This window comes from Streptomyces angustmyceticus, from assembly GCF_040701845.1.
Taxonomy (GTDB): domain Bacteria; phylum Actinomycetota; class Actinomycetes; order Streptomycetales; family Streptomycetaceae; genus Streptomyces; species Streptomyces angustmyceticus_A.
In genome coordinates this window covers 68518-84839 of record NZ_JBFBHQ010000031.1, presented here as the reverse complement: position 1 = coordinate 84839, position 16322 = coordinate 68518, and the positions used below count along the sequence as shown (strand labels likewise).

General features: G+C 71.6%; 15 protein-coding genes. 13 read left to right on the top strand and 2 right to left on the bottom strand.

Going from position 1 to position 16322, the window contains the following annotated elements; translation table 11 throughout:
- Nucleotides 1-213: 213 nt before the first annotated feature.
- From AB0411_RS34540 to folE, 5 genes are all read left to right on the top strand, one after another.
- On the top strand, nt 214-1362 hold the full coding sequence (locus AB0411_RS34540) for a zinc-dependent metalloprotease (RefSeq protein WP_366421192.1): 1149 nt from the start codon (nt 214-216) through the stop codon (nt 1360-1362).
- 189 nt (nt 1363-1551) lie between these two features.
- The gene (gene tilS / locus AB0411_RS34535) at nt 1552-2610 is read left to right on the top strand and encodes a tRNA lysidine(34) synthetase TilS (protein ID WP_366421191.1); all 1059 of its coding nucleotides are present in this window, start codon (nt 1552-1554) and stop codon (nt 2608-2610) included.
- Between the two features lie 86 nt (nt 2611-2696).
- Nucleotides 2697-3236, top strand: coding sequence for a hypoxanthine phosphoribosyltransferase (hpt, locus tag AB0411_RS34530; RefSeq protein WP_030077134.1), 540 nt, complete (start codon nt 2697-2699; stop codon nt 3234-3236).
- A 289-nt stretch (nt 3237-3525) separates the two neighbouring features.
- On the top strand, nt 3526-5538 hold the full coding sequence (gene ftsH / locus AB0411_RS34525; RefSeq protein WP_366421190.1) for an ATP-dependent zinc metalloprotease FtsH: 2013 nt from the start codon (nt 3526-3528) through the stop codon (nt 5536-5538).
- Between the two features lie 117 nt (nt 5539-5655).
- Nucleotides 5656-6261 (top strand): GTP cyclohydrolase I FolE, encoded by a 606-nt coding sequence (gene folE / locus AB0411_RS34520; protein ID WP_086718890.1) that lies wholly within the window; start codon nt 5656-5658, stop codon nt 6259-6261.
- A 94-nt stretch (nt 6262-6355) separates the two neighbouring features.
- Here the strand turns inward: folE and AB0411_RS34515 are convergent, their stop codons facing one another.
- The gene (locus AB0411_RS34515; protein ID WP_366421189.1) at nt 6356-7471 is read right to left on the bottom strand and encodes an alpha/beta hydrolase; all 1116 of its coding nucleotides are present in this window, start codon (nt 7469-7471) and stop codon (nt 6356-6358) included.
- Nucleotides 7472-7612: 141 nt separating this feature from the next.
- On the opposite strand from AB0411_RS34515, the gene AB0411_RS34510 reads away from it, so the two are divergent.
- The 6 genes from AB0411_RS34510 to AB0411_RS34485 all read left to right on the top strand — a co-directional run bounded on the left by AB0411_RS34510 (nt 7613) and on the right by AB0411_RS34485 (nt 13016).
- Complete coding sequence (locus AB0411_RS34510) at nt 7613-9460, top strand: phosphatidylglycerol lysyltransferase domain-containing protein (RefSeq protein WP_366421188.1); 1848 nt, start codon at nt 7613-7615, stop codon at nt 9458-9460.
- A gap of 124 nt (nt 9461-9584) precedes the next feature.
- Complete coding sequence (gene folP / locus AB0411_RS34505) at nt 9585-10490, top strand: dihydropteroate synthase (RefSeq protein WP_366421187.1); 906 nt, start codon at nt 9585-9587, stop codon at nt 10488-10490.
- Nucleotides 10491-10495: 5 nt separating this feature from the next.
- On the top strand, nt 10496-10981 hold the full coding sequence (locus AB0411_RS34500) for a nuclear transport factor 2 family protein (protein WP_366421186.1): 486 nt from the start codon (nt 10496-10498) through the stop codon (nt 10979-10981).
- A gap of 416 nt (nt 10982-11397) precedes the next feature.
- A complete protein-coding gene (gene folB, locus AB0411_RS34495; RefSeq protein WP_030077148.1) occupies nt 11398-11757 on the top strand; it encodes a dihydroneopterin aldolase in 360 nt (119 codons plus the stop codon).
- On the top strand, nt 11754-12401 hold the full coding sequence (gene folK, locus AB0411_RS34490; RefSeq protein WP_366421185.1) for a 2-amino-4-hydroxy-6-hydroxymethyldihydropteridine diphosphokinase: 648 nt from the start codon (nt 11754-11756) through the stop codon (nt 12399-12401). Before folB ends, folK begins: the two co-directional genes overlap by 4 nt.
- Nucleotides 12402-12518: 117 nt before the next feature.
- Nucleotides 12519-13016, top strand: coding sequence for a DUF3180 domain-containing protein (locus tag AB0411_RS34485; protein WP_366421184.1), 498 nt, complete (start codon nt 12519-12521; stop codon nt 13014-13016).
- Between the two features lie 41 nt (nt 13017-13057).
- On the opposite strand, the gene AB0411_RS38190 is transcribed toward AB0411_RS34485, so the two are convergent.
- Nucleotides 13058-14485, bottom strand: a complete 1428-nt coding sequence (locus AB0411_RS38190) for an ATP-binding cassette domain-containing protein (RefSeq protein WP_437044303.1) — start codon at nt 14483-14485, stop codon at nt 13058-13060.
- 177 nt (nt 14486-14662) lie between these two features.
- Between AB0411_RS38190 and AB0411_RS34470 the strand changes: the two genes are divergently transcribed.
- Both AB0411_RS34470 and AB0411_RS34465 read left to right on the top strand, forming a co-directional pair.
- Nucleotides 14663-15391, top strand: coding sequence for an ABC transporter permease (locus AB0411_RS34470; RefSeq protein WP_366421183.1), 729 nt, complete (start codon nt 14663-14665; stop codon nt 15389-15391).
- 2 nt (nt 15392-15393) lie between these two features.
- Nucleotides 15394-16164 (top strand): ABC transporter permease, encoded by a 771-nt coding sequence (locus tag AB0411_RS34465; RefSeq protein ID WP_366421182.1) that lies wholly within the window; start codon nt 15394-15396, stop codon nt 16162-16164.
- Nucleotides 16165-16322 lie beyond the last annotated feature (158 nt).

Below are 16322 nucleotides of genomic sequence, written 5' to 3'. Positions count from 1 at the left end.
GGTCGGCGGGGGGGGGGTGTGGGTGCGGTGACGGGCCTGCGGGGCCGGTGTGTGGGACTGCTTCGCTTTACGTCCCACACACCGGCCCCTCCGGCCCGTCCCCTCCCGTGGGTGGGGTGTTGTCCGTTCGGTGGGGATGCTCGTGGGTGGTTCGGTGCGGCTGGGCCCCGCAGTCCGCTACCCCCACGGCATGCGCCCACGTACGGTGAACTCATGACGAGCATCGGTGGAACCGAGATGGTCGACTGGAATCTCGCGGTCGCGACCGCGACCCGTTTCGTGCGGCCGGGCCCGGAGGTGAGCCGGGACGAGGCGCGCGCGATCGTCGCCGAGCTGCGCAAGCACGCCAAGTCCTCCGAGGCGCACGTCCGCGCCTTCACGCGGATGGCACAGTCCGACGAGGCGGACGAGGCGCCGCACGACACCCCGGTCCTCGTCGTGGACCGGCCCGGCTGGATCAAGGCGAACGTGGCCGGTTTCCGGGCCGTGCTCAAGCCGCTGCTGACCAAGATGGAGGACCGCCGCTCGGCGGTGCCCGGCGGCGCGGTGCTCGGCGCGGTGGGCGGCAAGGTCACCGGCGTGGAGCTGGGCATGCTGCTGTCGTTCCTGGCCTCGCGGGTCCTCGGCCAGTACGAGACCTTCGCGCCGGCCTCCCGTGACCTGCCGGCCGCGGCACAGGGCGGGCGGCTGCTGCTGGTCGCGCCGAACATCGTGCACGTGGAGCGCGAGCTGGAGGTGGAGCCGCACGACTTCCGGCTGTGGGTGTGCCTCCACGAGGAGACCCACCGCACCCAGTTCACCGCCGTCCCGTGGCTGCGGGACCACATCGAGGGCGAGATCCAGGCGTTCCTCGGCGAGACCGACATCGATCCGGGCGCCCTCCTGGAGCGGCTGCGCGAGGCCGCCCAGTCGCTGGCCGGAGCCAAGCCCGAGGGCGAGGAGGGCGAGGACGACGGCGGCCGTTCCCTGGTCGATCTCGTCCAGACGCCCGCCCAGCGCGAGATCCTGGGCCGGCTGACCGCGGTGATGTCCCTGCTGGAGGGCCACGCCGACTTCGTGATGGACGGCGTGGGGCCGGAGGTCGTGCCGTCGGTCGCCGAGATCCGCGAGAAGTTCCAAAAGCGCCGGGCCAGCGGCGCCGGGCGGCTGGACCAGGCGCTGCGCAGGCTGCTGGGCCTGGACGCCAAGCTGCGGCAGTACCGCGACGGCGAGCGGTTCGTCAGCGCCGTCGTCGAGGAGGTCGGCATGGACGGCTTCAACCGCGTGTGGACCTCGCCGAACACCCTCCCGACCAAACAGGAGATCGCGAAACCGGCGGACTGGATCGCGCGGGTGCACCGCAAGGCGGACGGGGCACCGTAAGCGAACGGCGTGAGCTGGGCACGCCGGGTGGCAGTAGCGCGCCCCTTCAATCACCCGTCTGAGGGACCGTTACGGATGGATAGGCGTGCAATGCTCGGGGAACCGCTCGCCTCTGTCACCATCTAGGCACTCTGTGTGACGAGAGCCCTCACCGGCCCGAGGCTCCCAGCTGAACGATTGGAAACGGACATGGGTCCCCATCCAGCGGTCGCCGCGATACGCCTGGCGGTCCGCCGCGTACTCCACGACGTCCTCACCCACCACTGCGCGCAGGACCGGCACGAGCCCCCGCTCGTGCTCGTCGCGTGCTCCGGCGGCGCCGATTCGATGGCGCTCGCCTCCGCTCTCGCCTTCGAGGCCCCCAAGCTCGGGGTCCGCGCCGGGGGCGTCACCATCGACCACGGCCTCCAGGAGGGCTCGGACCTCCGCGCCGCCGAGGTCGCCCTGCGGTTGCGGGGCCTGCGGCTGGACCCGGTCGAGGTCGTCGCCGTCCATGTCGGAGAGTCCCACCCGGTGGCGCACGGCGCCTCGCACCGCGGTGGCGGCGGGCGGGCGGTGGGCGGGCCGGAAGCCGCCGCCCGTGATGCCCGGTACGCCGCCCTGGACGCCACCGCCGAGCGCCACGGCGCCGCCGCGGTCCTCCTCGGCCACACCCGCGACGACCAGGCGGAGACGGTGCTGCTCGGTCTCGCCCGCGGCTCCGGGACCCGCTCGCTCTCCGGTATGGCCGCGACCAGCGGCAGGGACGGCCGCTACCGCCGGCCCTTCCTCGACGTGGACCGCCAGACCGCCCGCAAGGCCTGCCTGATCCAGTCGCTGCCCGTCTGGGACGACCCGCACAACGCCGACCCCGCCTACACCCGCTCACGGCTCCGCCACGAGGGCCTGCCCGCCCTGGAGAAGGCCCTCGGCAAGGGCGTCGTCGAGGCCCTGGCCCGTACCGCCCAGCTCTCCCGCGACGATGCCGACGCCCTGGACGCCTGGGCCGCCGACGCGGAGGGCGCGGTCCTCGACGACTCCGGCACCCTCGACATCGCCGCCCTCTTCGCCCTGCCCCCCGCCGTGCGCCGCCGGGTGCTGCGCCGGGCCGTCATCGGCGCCGGGTCACCGGCCGGTTCGCTCTTCGCCCGCCACATCGAGGAAGTCGACCGGCTGATCACGGCCTGGCGGGGCCAGGGGGCCATCAACCTCCCCGGGCGAGTAGGTGTGCGACGGCAGGGTGGCAGACTGGTGATTCGGCAGGGCTGAGCCGCAGACGCTGCCCCGCATCCGAAGTCTCACGACTGACGCGAACACCGAACAGAGCGAGAGTGGCACGGGTGGACGACAAGGACATGGGTTCCGACCTTCAGTCGGTACTCATCAGCAAGGAAGAGATCGACGCGAAGCTGGCGGAGCTGGCGGCGAAGATCGACGCGGAGTACGCGGGCAAGGACCTGCTCATCGTCGGCGTCCTCAAGGGCGCCGTGATGGTGATGGCGGACCTGGCGCGCGCGCTGTCCACCCCCGTCACGATGGACTGGATGGCCGTGTCGTCGTACGGCGCGGGCACCCAGTCCTCCGGCGTGGTCCGCATCCTCAAGGACCTCGACACCGACATCAAGGGCAAGCACGTCCTGATCGTCGAGGACATCATCGACTCCGGCCTGACGCTGTCGTGGCTGCTGTCGAACCTCGGCTCGCGCGAGCCGGCTTCGCTGGAGGTCTGCACGCTGCTGCGCAAGCCGGACGCGGCCAAGGTCGCCATCGACGTGAAGTGGATCGGCTTCGACATCCCCAACGAGTTCGTGGTCGGGTACGGCCTGGACTTCGCGGAGAAGTACCGCAATCTGCCGTTCGTCGGTACTCTCGCGCCGCACGTCTACGGCGGCTGAGGGCGCTGCCCGTGCCCGTCCGGCCGGCGTGGCCGGGCGGGACCCGAAACGGGCTGCCGCGCGGCGGCGGGAACCCTTCGGGGCCACCCGCCGTTGGAGCAGGGAGAGCGGAATCCTCGGCTTCGTGTTCACCGTCGGCGCAGGCGCCGGGTGACAATGCTGGGGTACCGTCCGAAGGCAGTTCTTTATTCGGGCCAGTAATACACCGTACGCAACGCACGACCAGCCCTCCCGAGGGCGTTGTGCCTCACTGTGGCAGGAGGGACGGGGCCTCAGCGGCTCCGTATGGATGGACGTGAAGCGATACTTCCGTGGGCCGGTCATGTGGATCGTGCTGGCCGTCCTCGCCGTGGTCGTGTTGATGCAGGTCGTCGGCTCGTCCGGCGGCTACAAGACGGTGGACACCGGTCAGGTCGTCAAGGCGATCGCTGACAACAAGGTGAAGTCCGCCGAGCTGACGACCGGTGACGAGAACAAGATCAAGATTGAGCTCTCCGGCTCCAACAAGATCGACGGCTCCAACAAGATCCAGGCGAGCTACATCGGCGACCAGGGCGTCGATCTGGCGAAGAACCTGCAGGCCAAGTACCAGACCGGCGACATCAAGGACGGGTACACCGTCTCGCCGGAGAAGCAGAACCCGTTCGTCGGGATGCTGATCTCCTTCGTGCCCTTCGTCGCCATCGTGGTCATCTTCCTGTTCCTGATGAACCAGGTGCAGGGCGGCGGCTCCCGGGTGATGAACTTCGGCAAGTCGAAGGCGAAGCTGATCACCAAGGACACCCCCAAGACGACGTTCTCGGACGTCGCCGGGTCGGACGAGGCCGTCGAGGAGCTCCACGAGATCAAGGAGTTCCTCCAGGAGCCGGCGAAGTTCCAGGCCGTCGGCGCCAAGATCCCCAAGGGCGTGCTGCTGTACGGCCCGCCCGGAACGGGCAAGACCCTGCTCGCGCGCGCCGTCGCCGGCGAGGCGGGCGTCCCGTTCTACTCGATCTCCGGCTCCGACTTCGTCGAGATGTTCGTCGGTGTCGGTGCCTCCCGGGTCCGTGACCTCTTCGAGCAGGCCAAGGCGAACGCCCCCGCGATCGTCTTCGTCGACGAGATCGACGCCGTCGGCCGGCACCGCGGTGCGGGCCTGGGCGGTGGCCACGACGAGCGCGAGCAGACCCTCAACCAGCTGCTGGTCGAGATGGACGGCTTCGACGTCAAGGGCGGTGTGATCCTGATCGCCGCCACGAACCGTCCGGACATCCTCGACCCGGCGCTGCTGCGTCCCGGCCGTTTCGACCGGCAGATCGCCGTCGACCGTCCGGACCTGCAGGGCCGTCTGGAGATCCTCAAGGTCCACCAGAAGGGCAAGCCGGTCGCGCCGGACGTCGACCTCTCGGCCGTCGCCAAGCGCACCCCCGGCTTCACCGGTGCCGATCTGTCGAACGTCCTGAACGAGGCCGCGCTGCTGACGGCCCGGAGCGACGAGAAGCTGATCAACAACCACTTCCTGGACGAGGCGATCGACCGCGTCGTGGCGGGCCCGCAGAAGCGGACCCGGATCATGTCCGAGAAGGAGAAGAAGATCACCGCGTACCACGAGGGCGGACACGCCCTGGTCGCGGCGGCCTCCCCGAACTCCGACCCGGTCCACAAGATCACGATCCTGTCCCGCGGCCGGGCCCTGGGCTACACCATGGTCCTGCCCGACGAGGACAAGTACTCCACGACCCGCAACGAGATGCTCGACCAGCTGGCGTACATGCTGGGCGGCCGCGCGGCCGAGGAGCTGGTCTTCCACGACCCGACCACCGGCGCCGCGAACGACATCGAGAAGGCCACCGCCACGGCCCGCGCGATGGTCACGCAGTACGGCATGACCGAGCGGCTCGGCGCGATCAAGTTCGGCACCGACAACTCCGAGCCCTTCCTGGGCCGTGAGATGGGTCACCAGCGCGACTACTCGGAAGAGGTCGCCGCGCTGGTCGACGAGGAAGTCAAGAGGCTGATCGAGACCGCGCACAACGAGGCGTGGGAGATCCTGGTCGAGAACCGCGATGTGCTGGACAACCTGGTGCTGACGCTGCTGGAGAAGGAGACCCTCAACAAGGAGGAGATCGCCGAACTCTTCAAGCACGTGGTCAAGCGCCCGGCCCGCCCGGCGTGGACCGGCTCCTCGCGCCGTACGCCCTCCAGCCGCCCGCCGGTGCTCTCGCCGCGGGAGCTGGCCCCGGCCAACGGCTCGGTGACCACGACCGCCACCGTCTCCACGGAAAAGGCGGAGGCCCCCGAGGAGCAGCGCCCCGAGAGCTGATCCCGAGGCCCCCGGGCCCCGGAATACGCGCCGCGCCCTCCAGGTTTAGCCTGGGGGGCGCGGTTTTTCGCTTTTCCACCGCGATTTCGAGCGGGCACAGAAGGAACGAGGCACCACATGACCGACCCTGTGACGCTGGACGTCGCCGGCAAGATCGGCACTTTCGACGAGAAGCGCGCGGAGAACGCCGTCCGCGAGCTCCTCATCGCGGTGGGCGAGGACCCGGACCGCGAGGGACTCCTGGAGACGCCGGCCCGGGTGGCGCGGGCGTACAAGGAGATCTTCGCCGGGCTGTGGCAGAAGCCGGAGGACGTGCTCACCACCACATTCGACCTCGGTCATGACGAAATGGTGCTGGTCAAGGACATCGAGCTGGTCTCGAGCTGCGAGCACCACCTCGTGCCCTTCGTCGGTGTGGCGCACGTCGGCTACATCCCCTCCGCCGACGGCAAGATCACCGGGCTGTCCAAGCTGGCCCGGCTGGTGGATGTGTACGCCCGGCGTCCGCAGGTCCAGGAGCGCCTGACCACGCAGATCGCGGACTCGCTGATGGAGATCCTGGAGCCGCGCGGCGTGATCGTCGTCATCGAGTGCGAGCACATGTGCATGACGATGCGCGGGGTGCGCAAGCCGGGGGCCAAGACGACGACGTCGGCCGTGCGCGGCCAGCTGCGCGACGCCGCCACCCGCGCCGAGGCGATGAGCCTGATACTGGCCCGCTGAGGCACCCGGCCGGGTACGCCGGCGGCCGGGCCCCTCGCCTGCTGCTGAGGGACCCGGCCGCGCGGCGGGCCGTACGGGACGGGCGGCCGGCCCGTCAGGCCTTGAGGTGGTTGCCCAGCCACTCCAGGGCGGCCGGGATCTCCCGGCGCCAGGTGTTGAAGTTGTGGCCGCCGCTGTCGAGGATGATCGACGAGATCCGGCTCGGCGACTTCGTCTGCTGGATGAACCGCAGCGTCTGGTGGTAATTCCCCTCGCCCTGCTTGCTGCTGGTGACCAGCAGGTTCACCTCGGGGGCGGGCAGGTGCCGCTGACGCCACAGCAGGTTGTTCTCGCGCTGCAGCTGCGGGTTGCCGCCGAAGAGGTCGCCGGTGGTGGCGTCGAGGGGAGCCTTGTAGGCACCGGAGAGGGCGACGGCGGAGGAGTACGCGTCGGGGTGGCGCATGGTCATCTTCAGCGCGCAGTAGCCGCCGGTGGAGTCGCCGATGACGCCCCAGTTCCTGGCCTCGCGCCCTATTCGGTAGTGCGCGGCGATATCCGCGCGCAGGTCCTTGGTGAAGAAGGTCTCGGTCTGCGGGCCGTTCGGTATGTCCACGCACTCGGTGTCGCGCGGCGGCGCCACGGTCGGGCGCATCATCACCAGGACGGTCGGCTGCATCCTGTGCTTCTTGAGCAGTTCGTGCTGGGTCTGCGGGAAATGCAGCTTTTTGTAGAGCGCCTCCGCGGTGCCCGGGTAACCCGTGAGCACCAGTGCCGCCGGGAATTTCTTGTGCGCGTATTTCTTCTGGAAGTACTGCGGCGGCAGATAGACGAACGCGGGGCTGGCGATCTGGGAGTGTTCGCCCTGGATCACCACCTTGTCGATCCGGCCGCCCGCCGCCGGGCGCGAGCCGTTCTGGACGCTGACCCGTTCGGTCCCCAGCATCTGCAGCTTGGTGCCGTTCGGGCCGGTCTGGTAGTTGGTGACCACGCCGGGCTCCTGCTCCTGGCCGAAGAGGTCGGCCCAGGACGCGTAGAAACCGAAGGAATTGTTGGCGTAGAGGCCGACCGCGGCGAAGAGGGAGAGCTGGGTCGCCGCCAGGAGTCCGACACGGCCGAGCACGGCACGCCAGTTGCCCTTGGACAGGCGGGGCCAGAGCCACACGGTGAGGATGAACAGTGCCACCGCAACAAGGACGGCAAGAAGCAGCACTTTCTTACTGGTGAGACCCATGCGGTGCTTTCTTCCGGGCGGCCGGGCCATCCGTACCGCTGGTGGAACCCCGAGCCCTGAAACGCCGTCATACAGGGCGCAAAAAGTCCAGATGCTGCGACAAGGCTCGCACGTTCTCTCGACCGGGGCGACGGGAAAGTGATGTCTGACAGGCTAGATGGCGAAAAGTCGGAGAAGGTTGCGTGGCGAACGCCACGCTGGCTCCGCGGCCCGCGGCCCGAAGCGGTGCCGGGGTGCGTCGGCACGGCCGGCGTCATCGTCGGTCTGTTGAACCTGGCCGCGGGCGTGTTCCCGCGGTTCCGGCACAGCCGGGTGCACGCCCTCGCCGAGGTGCTGCCGGGTGCGGTGAGCCCCCTCGCGGCCGCCGCGTCCATCGTAGTGGGCATCCTGCTGCTCCTTCTGGCCCACGGGCTCAAGCGGCGCAAGCGGCGGGCCTGGGGCGCGGCCGTGGCGCTGCTCCCCGTGGGCACCGCCGCCCAGCTGGTCTACCGCCACTCCGTGTTCGGCGCGGTGCTCTCGATGGCCCTCCTGGCGTTCCTGGTGTGGCACCGCAAGGAGTTCGCGGCGCTGCCCGACCCGCGCAGCCGCTGGAAGGCGCTGGCCAACCTCGTCGTCCTGGGCGGCGCCGCCTTCGCCATCGGCATGGTCGTCGTCAGCTCCCACCCCAACAAGATCGTCGGCTCGCCCTCCGTCTGGGACCGCGTCCAGCACGTCCTGTGGGGCCTGTTCGGCTTCGAGGGCCCGATCGGCTACACCCACCAGGTGGACTACACCGTCGGCTACTCCCTCGGCGCGCTCGGTCTGCTGACGGTGGCCACCACCGCGTACCTCGCCTTCCGCCCCGAGCACCCCGCGGCCCGGCTGACCGAGGACGACGAGCGGCAGCTGCGTGAGCTGCTCGCCCGGCACGGCGCCCGCGACTCGCTCGGCTACTTCGCGCTGCGCCGCGACAAGGGCGCGGTCTTCTCCCCGACCGGCAAGGCCGCGGTCTGCTATCGCGTGATCTCCGGTGTGATGCTCGCCAGCGGCGACCCGATAGGCGATGTCGAGGCCTGGCCGGGCGCCATCGAGCGCTTCATGGAGGAGGCCAGGGCGCATTCGTGGACCCCGGCGGTCACCGGCTGCAGCGAGACCGGCGGCCAGGTGTGGACCCGGGAGACCGGCATGGACGCGCTGGAGCTCGGCGACGAGGCGATCGTCGACGTGGCCGACTTCACCCTCACCGGCCGCGCCATGCGCAACGTCCGGCAGATGGTCAAGCGCATCGAGCGCAACGGCTACGAGACCCGGGTGCGGCGGGTGCGCGACCTGGCGCCGGCGGAGCTGGCGCGGCTCCAGCAGGCCGCGGACGCCTGGCGGGACACCGACACCGAGCGCGGCTTCTCCATGGCGCTGGGCCGGATCGACGCGGTGTCCGACGGCGACGCGGTCATCGCCACCGCGCACCTGGCGGCCGGCGAGGGCGAGGAGGACGGCCCGTACGGCGACCTGAAGGCGATGCAGCACTTCGTGCCGTGGGGCGACAGCGGGATCTCCCTGGAGCTGATGCGGCGCGATCGCGGCGCCGACCCCGGCATGAACGAGCTGCTGATCGTCGCCGCCCTGCAGGCCGCCCCGGACCTCGGGATCAAGCAGGTGTCGCTGAACTTCGCGGTCTTCCGATCCTCCCTGGAGCGCGGCGAGAAGCTGGGCGCCGGCCCGGTCATCCGGGTCTGGCGCGGGATGCTGATCTTCCTGTCCCGCTGGTACCAGATCGAGTCGCTGTACAAGTTCAACGACAAGTTCCGGCCGCGCTGGGAGCCCCGCTTCGTGGTCTTCCGCAACAGCCGTGACATCCCCCGGATCGGCCTGGCGGCGCTGCAGGCCGAGGGCTATCTGGAGCTGAGCCTGCCGCGCGTGCTGCGGCGGCGGAAGCCCGCCGAGCCGCGGCCGTGCGCGCACACGCCGGAGCCGGTCGGCGCGGCGGGCGCGGTCGGACGGGCGGCCTGACCGGCTGCCGGACCGGGCGCCGGAGAGAGCCGTTCCGCATCGCCGTGGCGCGGGCCGGCGTCCGGGCGGCCCCGCAGCCGACGGCAGCAATCCGGCCGGTCGGCACACGGCCTACGCTGGTGCCATGAGTACCTTGCGTGGCCGGGTGGCCGGACTCCCGGACTGGGAACGCTGCGCGGTGATGGGCGTCGTCAATGTGACGCCCGATTCGTTCTCCGACGGCGGTGACTGGTTCGATACCGAACTCGCCGTCAAACACGGTCTCGACCTGGTGGCGCAGGGCGCCGACATGGTGGACGTGGGGGGCGAGTCGACCCGGCCGGGCGCGGCGCGGGTGGACGAGGCCGAGGAGCTGCGCCGGGTCGTCCCGGTCGTGCGGGAGCTCGCCGCGGCGGGTGTCGTGGTCTCCGTCGACACCATGCGCGCCTCGGTCGCCGAGCAGGCGGTGGAGGCCGGGGCGTGCCTGGTCAACGACGTCAGCGGGGGCGCCGCCGACCCGGCGATGGTGCCCGTGGTGGCCGCGCACCACGTCCCGTTCGTGGTGATGCACTGGCGCGGCCAGTCCATCGACATGAACAACCGCGCCGTCTACGGGGACGTGGTCGCCGAGGTCGTCGACGAACTCGGGCGGAGCATGGCCCGTGCGGTGGCCGGCGGGATCGATCCGGACCGGATCGTCCTCGACCCCGGCCTGGGCTTCGCGAAGCAGGCGGAGCACGACCTCGCGCTGGTCGCCGGGCTCGCACGGCTGCGCGCGCTGGGCCGTCCGTTGCTGGTGGCGGCATCGAGGAAACGGTTCCTGGGCAGGGTGCTGGCAGGCGACGAGCAAGCCGCCCCGCCGCCGGCCCGGGAACGGGACGCCGCGACGGCGGCGGTGTCGGCGATCGTGGCGCGAGAGGGGGCCTGGGCGGTGCGGGTGCACGAGGTCAGGGCGAGCGCGGACGCGGTACGGGTGGCCCGTGCCGTGGAGGACGCGGCAGCGGCCGCGGCCGGTACGGACGAGATGAGCGACACGACGGGAACGGTGTGAGCGGCTTGGGCCCACGGACGGACATCGAGCTGGTCGAGCAGGCGAACACCACCCTGTACGAGACCATCGAGCGCGGCGATCACGAGGCGCTGTCCGGGCTGTGGCTGGACGGTCAGGTGAGTGTGGTCCACCCCGGGTGGCCGGTGTTGCGCGGGCGCGGTGAGGTGCTGCGCTCGTACGCCCTGATCATGGCGAACACCGAGTACATCCAGTTCTTCCTCACCGATGTGGAGATCGATGTCGTCGGTGACACCGCGCTGGTGACCTGCACCGAGAACATCCTCAGCGGCGGGCCCGCGGAGGACGACGGCTCGGTGGGGCCGCTGATCGGCCAGCTGGTCGTGGCGACCAATGTCTTCCGGCGCACGGACGACGGCTGGCGGGTGTGGTCGCACCACGGCTCGCCGGTGCTCGCGGACCGCGACGACGACGAGGACGACGGCGCCGACGATTCCGGGGGCGACGGCGAGGGCGACGCGGACGCGCTCTGAGCCCGCCGCCGGGGGCAGCGCACCCCGGGGAGGCGCGAGGGGCACGGGCGGGGTGTGAGCCTCGCCATGCCGCCCGCCCCGGCGTCCGGGCGCGGGCCGGGCCCCTCGTCAGTCGTGGGGGTCAGCCATCCGGGCGAGGGCGCACCCGTTCGAGCCAAGTGCGGTACGGGTAGGGGTGGGGCGTGGGCAGGGGGGTAAGAGGCCGCGCGGACGATCTCCCGGTTTGCCGGATGCTGTCCCTGTGGCGGCTGCTAGCAGGCGGGCGGGGTCTTGTCCATAGCCCCCGTAGGCGAGGACTGTCGTTCCTCGAAGGTAGATTCGACGGCGGGGCAGTGTTGCCGGATCGCTCCGGCGGCTGCCCGGAATCCGACGAACAGTGGCGCCAGAGGTGCCGTGGACCAGTGGGAGTGATTCGCGTGGATCGTGTCGCGCTGCGTGGGCTGAAGGCCCGGGGCCACCACGGGGTGTTCCCCCGGGAGCGCGAGGAAGGCCAGACCTTCATCGTCGACCTGGTGCTCGGCCTGGACACCCGCCCGGCAGCGGCCTCCGACGATCTCGCGAAGACCGTGCACTACGGCGTCGTGGCCGAGGAGGTGGTGGCCGTCGTGCAGGGCGAGCCCGTCGACCTCATCGAGACCCTGGCGGAGCGCATCGCCGGCCAGTGCCTCAAGCACGAGGGCGTGCAGGAGGTGGAGGTGGTGGTGCACAAGCCGGACGCGCCCATCACCGTCCCCTTCGATGACGTGACCATCACCATCACTCGGAGCCGAGTATGAATTCCGCCCGTCAGCCGACCGCCACCCCTGATGGAGCCGCGGTGCGGCGCCCCCAGCCCGGTGACCCGACCGTCCAGCCGGTGCCCGCCTCCGTCGTGGAGCAGGTGGACGCCGCGGACGTGACGCTCTCCAACCCCAAACGCGCCGTGATCTCGCTCGGCAGCAACCTCGGCAACCGCCTGGAGACCCTCCAGGGCGCCGTCGACGCGCTGGAGGACACCCCCGGCCTGCGGGTCAAGGCGGTCTCCCCGGTCTACGAGACCGAGCCCTGGGGCGTGGCCCCCGGCTCCCAGCCGACGTACTTCAACGCCGTGGTGCTGATCAAGACGACGCTGCCGCCGGCCTCCCTCCTGGAGCGCGGGCACGCGATCGAGGAGGCCTTCGAGCGGGTCCGCGACGAGCAGTGGGGGCCGCGCACGATCGACGTCGACATCGTCGCGTACCAGGACGTGCTCTCCGACGACCCGCGGCTGACGCTGCCCCACCCGAGGGCCCATGAGCGGGCGTTCGTGCTGGCGCCGTGGTACGACATCGAACCGGAGGCAGAGGTTCCGGGGCACGGTGCGGTGGCCGCGCTGCTGTCGGCGCTCGGCCGCGACGGGGTGGCGCCCCGCTCGGACCTGGAACTGCGGCTGCCCGAGTAGCCGTTAGGGTTGCGGGTCCGTTCCCTGCGGGAGGCATCCGTACGGGACGGACACGGCGGCCGTCACGACAGCAACGGCCGCAGGCATGGTCAGGACGGCGCGAGGGGCGATCGCTCGGTGAAGCAGCTACACATCAAGGTGCTGGTCGGGCTGTTCCTGGCGGCCGGGGTGCTGGCCTGGGGCGGCGCCCGGCTGTGGGACGCCCTCGGCACCCTCCCCGGCGTGCCGGTGGCGGCGCCGGTGGTACTGGCATTGATCGCCGCCGTCCTCGTCTACACCGCGTTCTCGCTCCGGTCCCGGCTGCGCGCCCAGCGCGAGCGCCGGCCGGGCGCCAAGGGCGTCGATCCGCTGGTCGCCGCCCGCGCGGTGGTCTTCGGCCAGGCGAGCGCGCTGGTGGCGTCGCTGGTCGCGGGGCTGTACGGCGGCGTCGGCGTCTTCCTGCTGACCACCGGCCTCGATGTCGCACCCCGCCGGGACCAGGCGATCTACGCCGGCCTGTCGGTACTCGCCGGCGCGGCGGTGGTCGCCGCGGCGATCTTCCTGGAGCGGGTGTGCAAGCTGCCGGAGGACGACGGCAACGGGAACGGCGACGGCGGGGCCGACGCGAGGGTGTGACCCGGGCAGGGGGCTCGGGCGGGGGCGCCCCCGTGGGCGGGTCAGGCGTCGTCGTCCGGGGCGCCGGCCGGGGCCGTGACGGTGCCCGGGGCTCTGACGCCGGCAGTGGTGGCCCGGACGGCCGGGCCCGGGACCGTGTCGAGCGCCACCTCCGCACGCGGGACGTCCGTGGCGTCCGCCGTGGTGGACCGGCGCAGCGCGGTGTGCAGCCGGGCGGGGGTGAGGACGCCCAGGTAGCGGTCGCCGTCCTGGACCGCGATCCAGCCCGCGTCGTGCTGCAGCATCGCGCTGAGCGCCTGCTTGAGCGGGGCGCCGAGCGGCAGGTGCGCGTCCATCGGGCGGGCGTGGGCGCGGACGGTGGCGGTCCGGGGGGAGGGCCCGGCGGGGCCGGTGGGGCCGGTGGGCTCACTGTTGTCGTCGAGTGCGGGTGCGGTTTCCGACGATTGCGGCATTTGCGGCGATTGGTTTGATTTCGACACCTCCGGGGCTTCCGGCGCGTCCGGTGCCTGCGGTGTGTCCGGTGCTTGTGCTGCGTTCGGTGCTTGCGGTGTCTCCGCGGCGCCCGTGAGGGACTCGGCAGGGACCCAGCCGTACAGCGCTTCCCCGGCGTCGAGGACGACCGCCCAGGTGGCACCGTCGGCGGCGAGGCGGTCGGCGGCGCGGGCCGCCGGGTCGTCGAGGTGGACGACCGGGGGCCGTTCGAGGTCGCCGGGCTCGACGGGCGTGACGGAGAGCCGCTTCAGGCCCCGGTCCGCGCCGACGAATGCGGCCGCGTACGGGGTCGCGGGGGCGCCCAGCACCGTCGCGGGGGTGTCGAACTGCTCGATGCGCCCCGCCCCGTAGACGGCGATGCGGTCGCCGAGCCGGACCGCCTCCTCGATGTCGTGGGTGACGAAGAGGACCGTTTTGCGGAGCGTGGACTGCAGCCGCAGGAACTCGTTCTGGAGGTGTTCGCGCACCACCGGGTCCACCGCCCCGAACGGCTCGTCCATCAGCAGCACGGGCGGGTCGGCGGCGAGCGCGCGGGCCACCCCGACGCGCTGGCGCTGTCCGCCGGAGAGCTGGTCGGGGTAGCGGTCGCCGTACACCGACGGGTCCAGGCCGACCAGGGCGAGGAGCTCGGCGGCGCGCGCCCTGGCCTGCTTGCGGGGCCGGCCGAGGAGGTGCGGGACGGTGGCGGTGTTGTCCAGGACGGTCTTGTGGGGGAACAGCCCGACCTGCTGGATGACGTAGCCGATCCGGCGCCGCAACTGGACGGGGTCGAGGGCGGATATGTCCTCGCCGTCGAGGAGGATGCGGCCGCTGGTGGGCTCGATGAGCCGGTTGACCATCTTCATCGTGGTGGTCTTGCCGCAGCCCGACGGCCCGACGAGCGTGACGAGTTCGCCCTCGGCGACCTCGAAGGTGAGGTCGTCCACGGCCGTGGTGCCGTCGGCGTAGCTCTTGGTGACGTGCTCGAAGCGGATCATGCGTTCCCCCAGGTGTGGACGGGCCCATTGTGGCCGGGCGGTCGTGAACGCGGTGTTGCGCGCGGATGGCGATGTGGCCGATGAGCTGCGGGACCGGTCCGATTGTCAGTGGCGGGGGTTAGGGTCGCAGACAGTCACCGAAAAGGTGAGCGAACGGGGCGGGGGAGGTGACGAGCCATGAGCGGCGGTGCCGCCGGGCCGGGCTGTCTGGCGCGGAACGACTGGATCTGCGGTGAGTATCTGCGCACCCGCAGCCAGGAATTGATGGACGCGACGGTCCAGCACCTCGGCATCACGGCCGTGTCGGTGCTGATCGGCCTGCTGATCGCCTTTCCGCTGGCGCTGGTGGCGCGGCGGTGGCGGGCCGCCGCCGGACCGGTCCTGGGGCTGACGACCGTGCTCTACACCGTCCCCTCGCTGGCGATGTTCGCGTTGCTGACGCCGGTCTTCGGGGTCTCCGCTGCCGTGGTCGTGACGGGCCTCGTGCTGTATTCGCTCACGATCCTGGTGCGCAACATCCTCGCCGGTCTGCAGGCGGTGCCCGCCGAGGTGCGGGAGGCCGCCCGCGGGATGGGGTACGGCCCGGCGCGCCTGCTGTACGAAGTGGAACTCCCGCTCGCGCTGCCCGCTTTGGTGGCCGGGCTGCGCATCGCCACGGTCTCGACGGTGGCGATGACGACCATCGGCTCCGTCGTCGGCTACGGCGGCCTCGGCAACCTCATAGCCAGCGGCATGGAGGGCTTCTTCAAGGCGGAGGTGCTGACGGCCTCGGTGCTGTGCGTGCTGCTGGCGCTGCTCGCCGATCTGCTGCTCATGGGCCTGCAGCGGCTGCTGACGCCCTGGACGCGGGCGCGGGGGCGGGCCCGGGCGCGGCGGGGCGCCCGTGCGGCGAAGGCGGTGGGCTGACCATGGGAGCGGTCACCGGAGCCTGGCAGTGGCTGACGACGGCCGCCAACTGGGCCGGGGAGAAGGGCGTCTGGCACCGCCTGGCCGAGCATCTGTGGCTCAGCGCGCTGTGCCTGGTGCTGTCCTGCCTGATAGCCCTGCCCGTGGCGCTCTGGCTGGGGCACCTCGGCAAGGGCGGGGCGCTGGCGGTCAACCTCTCCAACGTGGGGCGCGCGGTGCCGACGTTCGCGGTCCTGGTGCTGCTGACGCTCAGTCCGCTGGGGACCCGGGGCGACTGGCCGACGATCATCGCGCTGGTGCTGTTCGCGGTGCCGCCGCTGCTGACCAACGCCTATCTGGGAATGCGGGAGGCGGACCGCGACGTGGTCGAGGCCGCGCGCGGGATGGGCATGTCGGGGCCGCAACTCCTGCTGCGGGTCGAGATACCCCTGGCCTATCCGCTGATCATGACGGGCCTGCGCTCGGCAACGGTCCAGGTGGTGGCGACCGCGACGCTGGCCGCGCTGGCCGGCGGCGGGGGCCTGGGCCGGATCATCACCGCGGGCTTCGGCAACTACGACACCGCACAAGTGGTCGCGGGCGCGCTCCTGGTGGCCGTGCTCGCCCTGACCGTGGAGGGCGTCCTCGTCCTCGCGGAGCGGCTCTTCGACCCGATGCGGGGGCGGCGGCGCGCAGCCCGTACGGCCCGGGGCGGGCCGTCGGATACGTCCGAGGATGCGGCCGGGGGCCCGGGGGCGAGCCGGGCGGCACCGACCCCGGCCGGCGTCCCGTAGGCGTGACGCGAGGCGATCCGGCCTCACCGGCCGACCCCGGCCGACCCCGGCCGACCCCGGCCCGACGGGGCCGGGGCGACCGCCTCGGCCCGGCAGGCCCGACCTCCGACCGACCCGACCCGACCCGATCCGACCCGATCCGAACGGACTGAATGGTG